This is a genomic window from Chryseobacterium sp. NRRL B-14798 (assembly GCF_050470705.1).
GTDB classification, from domain to species: domain Bacteria; phylum Bacteroidota; class Bacteroidia; order Flavobacteriales; family Weeksellaceae; genus Chryseobacterium; species Chryseobacterium cupriresistens.
Genome location: NZ_JBFLUL010000005.1, coordinates 2,250,104 through 2,263,778, shown reverse-complemented (window position 1 = coordinate 2,263,778; position 13,675 = coordinate 2,250,104). Strand labels below are relative to the sequence as shown.

The following is a 13,675-nucleotide window of genomic DNA, read 5'->3' as shown; positions in this document are numbered from 1 at the left end:
CCTACTTCATCCAAAGTTGTGCTTTTTTCAGTCTGCAATGGCTTTACAACCAGTTTTTTAAAGTTATAGTTTTTTTAATTTTCTACTTCATCCAGGAGTTCTTTTTTATCAATATCTGTATCATCCTCTACCACAAGGTTTTCAAGAATAAAAGTCTGTCTGTCCGGAGTATTTTTCCCCATATAAAATTCCAGAAGCTGATCAATCGTCTGGTCTTTTCCTACTACTACTGGCTCCAGGCGGATATCTTTGCCAATAAAGTGCTTAAATTCATCAGGAGAAATTTCTCCTAATCCTTTAAATCGCGTGATTTCAGGATTTTTCCCCAGTTCATTTAATGCTTTTACCCTTTCTATTTCTGTATAGCAATATCTTGTTTCTTTTTTATTTCTAACTCTGAATAACGGAGTCTGAAGGATATAAAGGTGTCCATTTTTAATCAGATCCGGGAAGAACTGCAGGAAGAAAGTAATCATCAGCAAACGGATGTGCATCCCGTCAACATCGGCATCGGTAGCAATAATTACCTGATTGTATCTCAGGTCTTCCAGACTTTCTTCAATATTTAAAGCTGCCTGAAGAAGGTTAAATTCTTCATTTTCATACACCACTTTTTTGGTAAGACCATAACAGTTCAGCGGTTTACCCTTCAGTGAAAATACAGCCTGAGTTTCTACATCTCTGGATTTTGTGATTGATCCCGATGCAGAATCTCCCTCGGTAATAAAGATCTGGGTATCTCCTTTTCTTTCGGCTTTCTGGTCGTTATAATGCTGCCTGCAGTCACGAAGTTTTTTATTGTGAAGAGATACTTTTTTTGCTCTTTCTCTGGCCAGTTTCTGAATTCCGGATAATTCTTTTCTTTCTCTTTCGGAAATTAAGATTTTTCTTTGAATTGCTTCTGCTATTTCCGGGTTTTTGTGTAAGAAATTGTCCAGTTTACTCTTCAGGAAATCAATGATGAATGTTCTTACGGTAGGTCCGTTGGGTCCCATGTCATTGGATCCTAATTTTGTTTTGGTCTGGGATTCAAAAACAGGTTCTTCTACGTTGATGGAAATCGCAGCAATGATCGACTTTCTGATATCAGAAGCATCAAAACTTTTATTGAAAAATTCACGAACTGTTTTCACATATGCTTCACGGAAAGCATTAAGGTGTGTTCCTCCCTGCGTTGTATTCTGTCCGTTAACGAATGAAAAATAGGTTTCTGTCTGTGATTTGTCGGAATGGGTAATGGCAACCTCAATATCATCATCCTTTAAATGAACGATCGGATAAAGGATATCGCTTTCCAGCTCTTCTTCCAACAAGTCTTTAAGACCGTTTTCAGAATAGTAGGTTTCTCCGTTGAAAAGAATTTTAAGTCCCGGATTCAGGTAAGCATAGTTACGGAGCATTCTTTCGATATACTCTTTTCTGTATTTGAAATGCAGGAAGATCTCTCCATCAGGAATAAAGGAAATTTCGGTACCGTTTCTGTCCGAAGTTTCTTTCTCGTCAAAGTTCTCTTTGATCATCCCACGGGAGAATTCGGCAGCTTTCATTTTTCCGTCACGGAAAGAACGGACTCTGAAATAATCTGAAAGGGCATTTACCGCCTTGGTACCGACCCCGTTCAATCCTACAGATTTTTTAAACGCTTTACTGTCGTATTTACCTCCGGTATTCATTTTTGAAACCGCGTCTACCACTTTCCCAAGCGGAATTCCACGGCCAAAGTCACGGATGGTAACTTTACCGTCATCCAGCTTTATTTCAATTCTTTTTCCTGCTCTCATTCTGAACTCATCAATAGAGTTATCAAGAATTTCTTTTAGCAGGATATAAATACCATCATCAGCGGAAGAACCGTCACCGAGCTTCCCGATGTACATACCGGGGCGCAGACGGATGTGTTCCTGCCAATCAAGGGTTCTGATATTATCTTCGGAGTAGGTTGGATTTATTTCTTGTGACATATATGATTTCAGCAAACATACAAAAGTACAAAATTGTCCAAAATTATCCGAATTTTTTCAACTTGTTTTTTTCAATATTTCACTGCAATCATTGTATAATTAGTAATCAAATTATATATTTTACGAAATTATCAACATCATGTGAAAATTTTATTTACTTTCCTCACATTCTCTACAGTTTTATTCTTTTCAACATGTTTTTATTACAGACTCTAAGGGTGGTGAATAACCAACCGAGATATTGATTTATTATTAAACTTTATTAAGTTTATTCCTTAAAAAAAGACCATCCTGTTATGTGGATGGTCTTTTTATTTCAATATTTACACTGTATACAATTTATTCTTTTCCAGCTGCCCGATTATATTTTTCAGCATAGCCGGAACAATCAGCTTATGGAAAGGACGAACGGGTAAAAAGTACAAAACGCCCCACCAGTTATGAAATTTTACCATAGTAGAGATGGTAAGTGAGTTTTGATTGACATCTTTACTATTTTTGTCAATTAAAAGAGAAACCCGGAAATCCAGATGTTTATCATCTTCTCCCAGAACAATTTCGTTACTGGTCTTATCAAAAATCTTAAAAAGTCCCGCTCGTTCGCCAATTTCGCATTGGAAAACCTTCTCTGCTTGTTGCTTCTCATTTTCAGAACCTGTCTTTAAACCGAATAATCCCATTACTCTATTTCTGAAAGCAAACATTTTCTTTCCCCATTTTGGCCCGCTTGTAAAGAAAGCTTTTCCTATTTCTGAGATATCGATATTTCTGCCACATTCTGTAAGTTCTCCCTGAAAACTATCAATATAATCGAAATCTTTTTTTCCCGGAGATAAAACAGATTTTTCAGGAAACTTTGTCTTCGTAATCTTCATTGTCATTGTTTTTATGGTTGTTGTCTAACAAATGTAAGTATCTTTCCATTCATTTAAAAGGAAAATTTAAACAAATGTTTAGATTTATTTAATACTCTGAAACTGACTATTGAGTCTTACAATTTGCCATCATTCTCTTTAAACCTGCTATTTTCTGATTTTTATTACCATAAGTTCAAACTGTTCTAAATATTTCATTAAATTCGGTCAACAAAACTGCTTTTATGATACAACTTCCTTTATCAAAACTTTCCAATGTAGGAACTACTATTTTCAGCCAGATGACTCAACTTGCCAATGAAAATGAGGCAATTAATCTTTCTCAGGGATTTCCTGATTTTCTGCCTGATTCAGAATTATTAAATCATGTAGATTATTTTATCAAAAAAGGGTTCAATCAGTACGCTCCTCTTGGTGGAATGATTGGCTTAAAGGAAGAAATTGCACGAAAAATTGAAAACAGTCATCAGGCAATATACCATCCGGAATCTGAAATAACAGTTACTGCAGGCGGTACTCAGGCCATTTTTACCGCTATCGCCTCTTTCATTAAAAAGGATGACGAAGTGATTATTTTTGAACCGGCCTATGACTGCTATGAACCTACTGTGGAACTTTTCGGGGGAATTATAAAGCGCTTTGAAATGAAAGCCCCGGATTATGAAATCGACTGGACTGCCGTAAAAAATCTTGTCAGTGAAAAGACCAAGATGATTATTCTTAACAATCCCAACAACCCTTCAGGAAAAATTCTGAAAGAAAATGATATACATAAACTTATTGAGATTGTAAAAGGAACTTCTATTCTTATTCTGAGTGATGAAGTATATGAAAATATTGTTTTTGACGGAAAACAGCATTTAAGCATCTGTAAATACCCTGAGCTGAAAGAAAGAAGCCTTCTTGTAGCCTCTTTTGGGAAACTTTTCCATGTTACCGGATGGAAAGTAGGCTATTGTGCAGCACCAAAAAGCCTAACAGATGAATTCCGAAAGGTTCATCAATTTAATGTTTTTTGCGTAAACACTCCCATTCAGCTCGCACTGGCAGAATACATGAAAAAGGATGAACATTACACCCATCTTAATCAGTTTTTCCAGGAAAAAAGAGATTTCCTGAGAAAAGGCCTTGCAAGCACACCATTTGAACTTCTGGATTGTGAAGGAACTTATTTCCAGGCAGTAAAATATGATAAAATTTCAGATAAAAATGATTTTGATTTTGCTTCAGAACTTACCATCAATCATAAGGTTGCCAGCGTTCCTTTCTCTTCATTTTATAAAAACAGGCTGAACGAGAATGTGATCAGATTATGCTTTGCGAAGAAGCAGGAAACACTGGAAAAAGCCCTTGAAAATTTATCAAAGGTTTAACAGTCATCTATTTTTCACCCACTTGACTTTTCAGATTGGCAGATCAAAACTGTCAGCCTTGTCTGTTTAATCTGCGGAGTATTTATTTATAATATTATTCCTGTCCGATTAAATTAAAGCATGAGTATCAGGTCGCTCCCCTGGACCTATAATTTAAAACAAATACGTTCTATTAGCAGTCAGTAGGATCCCATCGGTATCTGCTGTTAGTAGAAAAAAAATGAAGTCCCTGCAAAAAATAAAGCTCCGGAGGAGTGGACTGTTAATGATACGTAAATATTGATATTTAAATGTTTTTACAGTTTTATCGATAGTAATGTTATCATATATAATCATTATTTAGTGACTTATTTAGTTTATTTTTCCTATTTTATCTAAATCAAAAAAATAATAAATCAATAATTACCAAAAATAAAACTACCATGAAAAACAAGAATTTAAACAAAGGAAAAAAATTAACCAGAAAAGAGCTGCATAAATTCCACGGAGGATTGGGCAACATAAGATGTACCAATTCTTCAGGCTACTGTATCTACATCGGACCCGGCTGTTCAGAACAGAAATGTCAGTTGCCGGAACCTCTTGAAGCTGTTGAATAAAATACATTACTCCATATCCGGAATCGGCCGGCTCATTCTGAGCCGGCCGATTTATTTAAAGATAATAATTCACTTAAGGTTATTATACTTTATAAAAACATCCCTCCTGAAACTTCAATTCTTTGCCCGTTGATCCATCTTGCATCTTCCGTACACAGGAACGCTACTACTCCACCAATATCATCCGGAAGACCTACTCTTCCCAAAGCTGTAGCACCAGCTACCATGGCATTGATTTCTCCATTATCTCTCACCCTTCCGCCGCCAAAATCTGTTTCAATAGCTCCCGGCGCTACAACATTGGCTTTGATTTTTCTTGAACCTAATTCTTTTGCCATATATTTTGTGAGCATTTCAACGCCTGCTTTGATGGATCCGTAAACAGAAGATCCCGGTGTTGCGAATCTTGCCAAGCCTGAAGACACGTTGATAATTCCTCCTCCGTCATTGATAAATGGCAATAATTTCTGAGTCAGAAAAAATACACCTTTAAAATGAATGTCTACCACATCGTCCAACTGTTCTTCCGTCACTTCTGTAATCGGTGAATATAGGGCTGTTCCTGCATTATTGATCAGGTAGTCAATATGAGTGCTTCCTGTATTTTGCTGCAAGTGATCTGTTACGTTTTTCACAAAAGTATCAAAGCTCTTAATATCTTTTGTGTCAAGCTGAAATGCAACAGCATTCCTTCCCATTGATTTGATCTCATTGACAACAGTTTCTGCTTCTTCCCTGTTGCTTCTGTAGGTGATAATTACATCCAGTCCTTTTTGAGCAATTTTAATTGCTGAGTTTTTCCCTAATCCACGGCTTCCTCCGGTTACCAGTGCAATATTTGTTTTTGTGTTCATTGTATTTTGATTATTTTGATGGTACAAAGTTGGGAAATTTTCAGACTGAAGGGTTTGCTTGAATCAATCTGAAATTTGCAAAATTCAAATCAGGAACGAAATTCTAATGGAGTAAAAGAAGTTTTCCTTTTAAAGAAATTAGAAAAGTGGGCAATTTCCTCAAATCCCAGCGCATACGATATTTCTGACACATTCCATCTGGTCTGTTTCAAAAGAATTTTTGCTTCCTGGATAATACGGTCTGAAATTAATTCTGTAGTTGTCTTTCCGGTACTTTCTTTTAATCTTTTATTCAGGTAATTAACGTGAACGGCAAGCCTGTCTGCATAATCTTTTGCAGTTTTCAATTGAAGTCTCTGTTCCCAGGATTCTATGGGAAACTGTCTTTCCAGCAGCTCTATAAACAAAGAAACCACTCTCATAGATGCATCATTTGACGATGATATTTTGGAAGCAGGCTGTAATTTCTGTCCGTAATGGATCAGCTCCAGAACATAGTTTCTGATCAGATCATATTTAAATACATAATCTGAATCAATTTCTTTTTTTATCTTTTTAAAAAGGTTTTCAATCTCTTCTGCCAGTTCACCATCAATTTCAAAGATCGGCATTCCACCTGGCTGAAATATAGGAAGGTCTTCAAGGTTGTAGTACGATTTATCCTTGATGAAAAAGTCTTCGGTAAAAACACAGAAACTTCCTGACTGATCGGGATCTTCAGGAACCCAGTGATAAGGGACCTTAGGCGTTGCAAATAACAGTGCGTTCTGTTTAATTGAAATGACCTTGTCCGCATATTCTGCCCTGTTCCGTCCTTTTATAAAGCTGATCTTATAATACTTCCTTCTGTTATAGGGCATTTCAGAAGTGGTCTTTGCTCTTTCGATGGTCTGGGCAATATCGAAGACATTAAAATGACCAATGTCTTTGTGAAGTCCCTTTGGAAAAATACTTTCAAGATCTTTGCCCAGTTTGGCAGCCATCTCATTATAAAAATCTTCCAGTGAAGTAAATGCTAATTTTTCCATCACAAATAATTTGTAAAATTCAAATATACAAACTTATCAACCAATATTTTTTGAAATGAGTCCAGATTGTTTGGCGAAGCAAAAAAGTCTTTTTAAATCTCAAAAATAAAACCTTATTAACTTATTGAAAAACTCAGTGTATTTGCCGATTGCAGTTAATATTCACCATCAATACCATAATAAAATATTTAAAAAATCCTCCATTTTTTTCTAACGACAGTGATATACTTCATTTATTTTTATTACTTTCGTTAAAACTAACCCATTAAAAATCAAATCAATGAGAAATCAAATCAGTCAAATTGGAAAAAAATTAAACAAAAAAGAATTAAGAACAATCAAAGGAGGTCTTATTAACTGTATGGAACCTGTTTTATGTCCAACACCCTGTGAACCATCTTCTGATCCATACGGATGTACAATCATTTCTCCTAAATGTGCACAAAAAGAGTGCAGACCAGAGTTATAACTAAAGTATCATTTTAAACAAAAAACTATGAAAAAGATTGAATTAAGTAAAGGTAAAAAGCTTGAAAAAAAACAATTAAAAATGATTCACGGAGGTATGTTAGATTGCATGGAGCCTATCCCATGTACGGAATTTCCTTGTGAAACCTATCCTCCGGATGATGTCCGAAACTGCACCAAGATCTCTATTGGCTGTGCACAAAAAATATGCAGACCACAACCATAAAGATAGAATTCTTCACTAAACCAAAAATTAAACATTATGAAAAATCAAGATTTAAATCACGGAAAAAAATTGAACAAAAAACAATTACGAGTAATTACAGGTGGAAAAGAAATGTGCTTGCTTCCAGACCTTACTTGTAAGAAATATTCTTTTACCTGTGCAGAAATTCAGTGCCAGCCTGGTATTGAATTGTAGCCAATAAAAAACTAAACCATAAGACTTTAACGAATGAGAAATCAGCATGTAAATAATGGTAAAAAACTCAATAAAAAAGAGTTGAAAACCATTAAAGGAGGTGTGATGATATGCAGCCATCAAAGTATTTGCGCACAGATTCATCCTTCATGCTATGAACCGGAGTGCCGAACTGGACAGGCGCAGTTAAAATGCACAGATATAATCAATAACTGTGTAGTTTTCTCTCCATCCTGTATCGAGCCAAAATGCCGGTTTGATATAGGTATTCCACTTTAAAAATAAAAATACTGCTCTCTACTTCAGGGAGCAGTAATTTTTAGTACCTGTTCCAAATATCAAAATATAAACAGACAGCCTACATTATTAATTTTACGCAAAAAACGCTCCCAAATACATGGAAGCGCTTTTTTAATATAACTAACTTTAATACTTTTCTTATACGTTGAATCTGAAGTGCATGATGTCACCATCCTGTACAATATATTCTTTACCTTCTACAGAAAGTTTTCCGGCTTCTTTTACCTTTACTTCAGAACCGTAATTTACATAATCATTATACTTGATTACTTCTGCACGGATAAATCCTTTTTCAAAATCTGTGTGGATTACTCCTGCAGCTTGCGGAGCCGTCCATCCCTGTCCGATAGTCCAGGCTCTTACTTCTTTTACTCCGGCTGTAAAGTACGTTTGAAGTTTTAAAAGATCATAAGCTTTTCTGATCAAACGGTTAACCCCTGGTTCTGTAAGTCCCAGCTCATCAAGGAAAATCTCTCTTTCTTCGAAAGTTTCAAGTTCGTTGATATCAGCTTCAATCTGTGCTGCCAATACTACGACTTCAGCACCTTCGCCTGCAGCCATTTCTTCAATCTTGGCAATCCATTCATTTCCGTTTTTGATAGAATTTTCGTCTACATTACAAACGTAAAGAACCGGCTTATTTGTCAACAACTGAACTTCTCCGATAATTGACTTTGTAAAGTCATCAGCAGCGAATTCTCTTGCATTTTTACCATCCTCAAGGAATTTCTGTAAGTTCTGAAGAGTTTCGTAAGTAAGGATATCTTCTTTCTTCCCTGATTTGATGAATTTTTTAGCTTTTTCAACTGCTTTTCCTACCGTTTCAAGGTCTTTCAGCTGAAGTTCTATATCAATAATTTCTTTATCTCTTAACGGATCTACTGAACCTTCTACGTGAACGATATTTCCGTTGTCAAAACATCTTAAAACATGAATAATCGCTTCACACTCGCGGATATTAGCCAGAAATTGATTTCCCAATCCTTCTCCTTTACTGGCTCCTTTTACAAGACCTGCAATATCAACAATTTCAACTACAGCTGGTAAAACTCTTTCAGGTTTTACGATTTTCTCCAGTTCAAACAATCTCTGATCCGGTACAGAAACCGTTCCAAGGTTCGGTTCAATCGTACAGAAAGGATAGTTTGCTGATTGAGCTTTTGCGTTGCTCAGACAGTTAAAAAGAGTTGATTTACCTACATTCGGTAAGCCTACGATTCCACATTTCATATTGTAAAATTCAAAGTTTAAGGTTTAGGGTAACTCAAGGTTTCTCCAACTTTAAACATTGAACTCAGAACCTTGAATTACGAGTGTGCAAAGATAGTGATTTTTGAGGGAGTTTCATAATAAAAAAATCTGCCAATATTCTGACAGATTTTTAAAAGGTCTGGTTTCACCAATTGTTTTAAGGATTGTCCCCTGTAGCATTCTGAGCCAGCGGCACATCATTCGGTGCTTCCTGCAAAGTTTTATCTAAAGTAAATAAAGATTCATCTGTTGCTCTGTCGCCGCCTGCAATTTTTAATTTATCAATTAAGTTCTGCGCTAATGTTTCTTCTTCAATCTGTTCCTGTACAAACCATTGCATAAAATTCCACGTAGCCCAGTCTTTTTCTTCAAGAGAAAGATCTACAATTCTGTAAATTGCGGTTGTATTGTCAACTTCATGCTTAAAGACGCCATCAAAACAGGCAGTAAGGCTGTCCGGATCTGCCGGAGGAGCGGGAATAGCGTCTACTTTTGGTTTTCCACCACGGTTTAAGATATATTCCATGAATTTGATGGAGTGGTTTCTTTCTTCCTGAGCATGGCGGTAAAGAAAATTGGCAATACCCTGATAACCTTTATCATCAGCCCAGATCCCATAGGATAAAAAAACGTGTGATGCATGAATTTCTTTGTTCATCTGGTCACTTAATGCCTTTTCCATGTTGTCGGAAAGTCTTTTAGTATTCATAATGTTATATTTTGGTGATTATGGAATGAATCATGCAAAAACAGTTCCGATAGGGTTATTATTCCGTATAAAAATTCCAAAACACCTTTAAAACACAACTGAAATTCAGTAACTTAAATTAATAATTTATAGTTATTCTAAAATAAAACCGGTTCTGTCTGAGAACCGGTTTTTTAAATTTATTACTGAAATTGCTTCACATAAAGGTTCGCAATGACCAATTTATAATGGATTGTATTCCTACTATTTAATCCTTCTTGCTGTATAATCACTCTCATTTCCTAATCTGTCGATAGCTTTGATGGCAACGGCATTCAATTTTTTCCCGTCTTTAGATTTGGGAATATCTTTTGAAAGCGTATCCAATGTCAGAATTTCTGTTTGCCATACTCCGTTGTACTGTGTAAAAAGTACCCACAGGAAAACATCAGCGGCATTTTTTGTACTCCAGCTTGTCTGAGCAAAACTTCCGTTATCAGCAATAAACAAGGTTGGAGTCTGCAATGGAACCGCTTTTATCCATGGAGATTTCGGAACTAATGCTTTTTCATTGTATGGTCCGCTTTTCAAAGCAGGAAGCATATTTGGATTTTTGGTAAGCCCGGCAATACTCCAATGAATTTCTCCGGCATCATTTTTAAGGATATTTCTGGAAATTGCAATCTGGTTTTTGATTTCAGCCGGACGGTCTGATACTTTTATTTCAACAGTATTCAATCCCGGCCACAGGTGACGTTTCATTGTATTTTCAGACTGCCACCAGCTTAACAGGCCTTCGAAGCTTTGTCCTTTGGAATCTATAGGCCAGTAAAGCTGTGGTGAGAAATAATCTACCCAGCCTTTATTTAACCATAATTTAGCGTCTGCATACAGTTCATCATATTGTGATGATCCTACAACTCCTGCCGGATATCCTGGTTTCCATATCCCGAACGGACTGATCCCGAATCTTACATTATTTTTTTCTGCGTGAATCTCTTTATAGATCCGTTCTACAAATTTATTCACGTTATCTCTTCTCCAATCTGCTCTGGATAAGGTTCCGCCACTGCTTACATAGGCATTCCAGCTTGCATTATCAGGAAAATCCGCACCTTTGTTGTAAGTGGCATAAGGATAGAAATAATCGTCAAAATGTACAGCATCAATATCGTATCTTTTTACAATATCTTTCACCACATTGGATACGTGGCCTTGTGTTTTCGGATTAGCAGGATCAAACCAATACATTCCGTTCTTTAGTCTAACCACAATATCAGACAGTTTATTGGCCATTGAAAGCTTATTTACTGCGCCTCCGTTGGTATGATGTGCACGGTAAGGATTCAACCAGACATGCAGTTCCAGCCCTCTTTTATGAGCTTCTTCAATCCAGAACTGAAGTGGATCATAATTGGGATATGGTGCAGTTCCTGTTTCTCCGGTCAAAAAGTAAGACCATGGCTCGATATTACTTGTATAAAGTGCATCTGCGGAAGGTCTGATCTGGAAAATAGCAGCGTTGAAATTATTGTCTTTCAGCATATCAAGCATACTGATTGCTTCTGCTTTCTGCTGCTCTACCGTAAGATCATTTCTTGATGGCCAGTTGATATTGGCAACACTTGCGATCCATGCTCCACGGAATTCTCTTTTGATTTCGGGAAGATTGGTTCTGAAATTTTCTTCACCGGAAGATCCTGTACCTGTAGCAGGTTTTACAGCTGTCGGATTTACTTTCGGAGGATTTGTATTGTTGATTGGTTTTGTCGGATTCTTCGCGGAAGGTGTTTTTACAACATTGTTCTGAACGGAACAGGAGGTAGCGTAAGATGCAAAAACGCCCAATAAAACGATAAGTTTTAATTTATTCATTCTCATAGTCACAAAACTACTTTAAAATTTATTTTTTTTTTTCAGAGATTATTATGCCAAAATAAGCATTTAATGGGTAGGTATAGAAAAAAAGCCTCGAAAATCGAGGCTTTGATTTTATGTATAAGATTTTATTATGCTTTTGCAGATCTTTCCACTCTTTTTCTTTCTTCTTCAGAAAGGATTTTCTTTCTCATTCTGATGAAGTTCGGAGTTACCTCAATTGCTTCATCACCCTGGATGTATTCCATACATTCTTCAAGTGAGAATAAAATTTTCGGAGCAACACCAGTATCTTTATCTTTTCCGGAAGCTCTCATGTTGTTCAACTGTTTTGCTTCTACGATATTTACTACTAAGTCACCAGGTTTGTTTTGCTCACCGATGATCATTCCTGTGTAGATTTCCTCACCCGGATCAACGAAGAACTTACCTCTATCCTGTAGTTTAGCAATAGAATATTCTGTAGCCGGACCAGTTGTTTTGCTGATCAAAACACCATTGTTTCTTCCAGGAATAGCACCTTTGAAAGGCTTATATTCTGTGAAACGGTGTGCCATAATAGCTTCACCAGCCGTCGCTGTCAACATCTGAGAACGTAATCCGATCAAACCTCTTGAAGGAATTTCGAATTCCATGTGCTGCATTTCACCTTTAGTTTCCATAATGTGAAGGTCACCTTTTCTCTGAGTCGCCAGGTCAATAACTCTTGAAGCAAATTCTTCAGGAACATCAACAACCAAAGATTCATAAGGCTCACATTTCTCACCATCAATTTCTCTGAAGATAACCTGCGGCTGACCGATAGTCATTTCATACCCTTCTCTTCTCATTGTTTCGATCAAAACTGATAAGTGAAGAATACCTCTACCGAATACAAGGAATGTATTGGCATCGTCAGTCTGCTGAACTCTTAAGGCAAGGTTTTTCTCTAATTCTTTTGTTAATCTTTCTTTCAGGTGATTAGAAGTAACATATTTACCGTCTTTACCAAAGAAAGGTGAGTTGTTGATAGAGAACGTCATATTCAGCGTAGGCTCATCAATTGCCGTTCTTTCCAATGGCTCAGGATTTTCAAGATCTACGAAAGAATCTCCAATCTGGAAAGCATCAAAACCTACTACAGCACAGATATCACCTGCCTGTACTTCAGTTACTTTTTTCTTTCCTAATCCTTCAAAAACGTAAAGTTCTTTTACTTTTCCTTTTACAATTTTACCATCTGCCTGAGCAAGACCAATCCATTGAGATTCTTTGATCTCACCTCTTGTCACTTTCCCGATTGCAATTCTTCCTAAGAATGAAGAGAAGTCAAGAGAAGTGATCTGCATCTGAAGATTACCTTCTGTTACTTTCGGTTCAGGAACATATTGTAAAATACCATCCAATAATGGTAAGATATCTTCAGTTTGCTCTAATGAAGTGTTGAACCAGCCTTGTTTTGAAGATCCATAGAATGTAGGGAAATCCAATTGCTCTTCTGTAGCATCAAGGTTGAAGAAAAGGTCAAATACTTTATCATGAACTTCGTCAGGACGGCAGTTTGGTTTATCTACTTTATTGATAACCACTAATGGTCTCAATCCTAATTCCAAAGCTTTCTGAAGTACGAATCTTGTTTGCGGCATTGGTCCTTCGAACGCATCCACCAACAAAATAACCCCATCAGCCATTTTCAATACTCTTTCTACTTCTCCACCAAAATCGGCGTGACCAGGAGTATCGATTACGTTAATTTTTGTGTCTTTATAAGTAACAGAAATATTCTTAGATAAGATCGTGATCCCTCTTTCTCTTTCAAGATCGTTATTATCCATAATTAACTCCCCACTCTCCTGATTTTCTCTGAAAATGTTGGTAGCGTGAATGATCTTGTCAACCAAAGTCGTCTTTCCGTGGTCAACGTGTGCGATAATCGCAATATTTCTAATGTTTTGCATAAAAGATTTTTACGGGTGCAAAAGTAGTGATTTTTAATGAAA

At 36.5% G+C, this 13,675-nt stretch carries 13 protein-coding genes; 5 read left to right on the top strand and 8 right to left on the bottom strand.

Going from position 1 to position 13,675, the window contains the following annotated elements; translation table 11 throughout:
• Window positions 1-74: 74 nt before the first annotated feature.
• Both AB1278_RS10575 and AB1278_RS10570 read right to left on the bottom strand, forming a co-directional pair.
• Entirely contained in the window at window positions 75-1,961 is a 1,887-nt protein-coding gene (locus AB1278_RS10575) for a DNA topoisomerase IV subunit B (RefSeq protein WP_227943794.1), read from the bottom strand.
• A 323-nt stretch (window positions 1,962-2,284) separates the two neighbouring features.
• Window positions 2,285-2,836, bottom strand: a complete 552-nt coding sequence (locus AB1278_RS10570) for a DUF2867 domain-containing protein (RefSeq protein WP_429814221.1) — start codon at window positions 2,834-2,836, stop codon at window positions 2,285-2,287.
• A gap of 224 nt (window positions 2,837-3,060) precedes the next feature.
• Between AB1278_RS10570 and AB1278_RS10565 the strand changes: the two genes are divergently transcribed.
• Both AB1278_RS10565 and AB1278_RS10560 read left to right on the top strand, forming a co-directional pair.
• Window positions 3,061-4,209: a methionine aminotransferase gene (locus AB1278_RS10565; RefSeq protein WP_429814218.1), complete on the top strand. Its 1,149-nt coding sequence runs from the start codon at window positions 3,061-3,063 to the stop codon at window positions 4,207-4,209.
• A 422-nt stretch (window positions 4,210-4,631) separates the two neighbouring features.
• Complete coding sequence (locus AB1278_RS10560; RefSeq protein ID WP_171006339.1) at window positions 4,632-4,808, top strand: hypothetical protein; 177 nt, start codon at window positions 4,632-4,634, stop codon at window positions 4,806-4,808.
• Between the two features lie 89 nt (window positions 4,809-4,897).
• Here the strand turns inward: AB1278_RS10560 and AB1278_RS10555 are convergent, their stop codons facing one another.
• Window positions 4,898-5,662: an SDR family NAD(P)-dependent oxidoreductase gene (locus tag AB1278_RS10555; RefSeq protein WP_202838767.1), complete on the bottom strand. Its 765-nt coding sequence runs from the start codon at window positions 5,660-5,662 to the stop codon at window positions 4,898-4,900.
• Between the two features lie 89 nt (window positions 5,663-5,751).
• Complete coding sequence (locus AB1278_RS10550; RefSeq protein WP_202838766.1) at window positions 5,752-6,690, bottom strand: helix-turn-helix domain-containing protein; 939 nt, start codon at window positions 6,688-6,690, stop codon at window positions 5,752-5,754.
• 280 nt (window positions 6,691-6,970) lie between these two features.
• On the opposite strand from AB1278_RS10550, the gene AB1278_RS10545 reads away from it, so the two are divergent.
• Genes AB1278_RS10545 through AB1278_RS10535 form a run of 3 tightly spaced genes read left to right on the top strand, consistent with a single transcriptional unit; the run spans window position 6,971 to window position 7,579 of the window.
• Window positions 6,971-7,159 carry a hypothetical protein gene (locus tag AB1278_RS10545; protein WP_330746657.1) on the top strand — a complete coding sequence of 63 codons (189 nt, stop codon included), beginning with the start codon at window positions 6,971-6,973 and terminating at the stop codon, window positions 7,157-7,159.
• A 27-nt stretch (window positions 7,160-7,186) separates the two neighbouring features.
• Window positions 7,187-7,384, top strand: coding sequence for a hypothetical protein (locus tag AB1278_RS10540; protein ID WP_227943800.1), 198 nt, complete (start codon window positions 7,187-7,189; stop codon window positions 7,382-7,384).
• Window positions 7,385-7,420: 36 nt separating this feature from the next.
• Window positions 7,421-7,579, top strand: coding sequence for a hypothetical protein (locus AB1278_RS10535; protein ID WP_165490835.1), 159 nt, complete (start codon window positions 7,421-7,423; stop codon window positions 7,577-7,579).
• A gap of 438 nt (window positions 7,580-8,017) precedes the next feature.
• On the opposite strand, the gene ychF is transcribed toward AB1278_RS10535, so the two are convergent.
• From ychF to typA, 4 genes are all read right to left on the bottom strand, one after another.
• Window positions 8,018-9,109 carry a redox-regulated ATPase YchF gene (gene ychF / locus AB1278_RS10530; protein WP_202838764.1) on the bottom strand — a complete coding sequence of 364 codons (1,092 nt, stop codon included), beginning with the start codon at window positions 9,107-9,109 and terminating at the stop codon, window positions 8,018-8,020.
• 178 nt (window positions 9,110-9,287) lie between these two features.
• Window positions 9,288-9,839 carry a ferritin gene (locus AB1278_RS10525; protein ID WP_330746661.1) on the bottom strand — a complete coding sequence of 184 codons (552 nt, stop codon included), beginning with the start codon at window positions 9,837-9,839 and terminating at the stop codon, window positions 9,288-9,290.
• 243 nt (window positions 9,840-10,082) lie between these two features.
• Entirely contained in the window at window positions 10,083-11,699 is a 1,617-nt protein-coding gene (locus tag AB1278_RS10520; protein ID WP_429814214.1) for a glycoside hydrolase family 10 protein, read from the bottom strand.
• A 128-nt stretch (window positions 11,700-11,827) separates the two neighbouring features.
• On the bottom strand, window positions 11,828-13,633 hold the full coding sequence (typA, locus tag AB1278_RS10515; protein WP_062675162.1) for a translational GTPase TypA: 1,806 nt from the start codon (window positions 13,631-13,633) through the stop codon (window positions 11,828-11,830).
• Window positions 13,634-13,675: the final 42 nt, after the last annotated feature.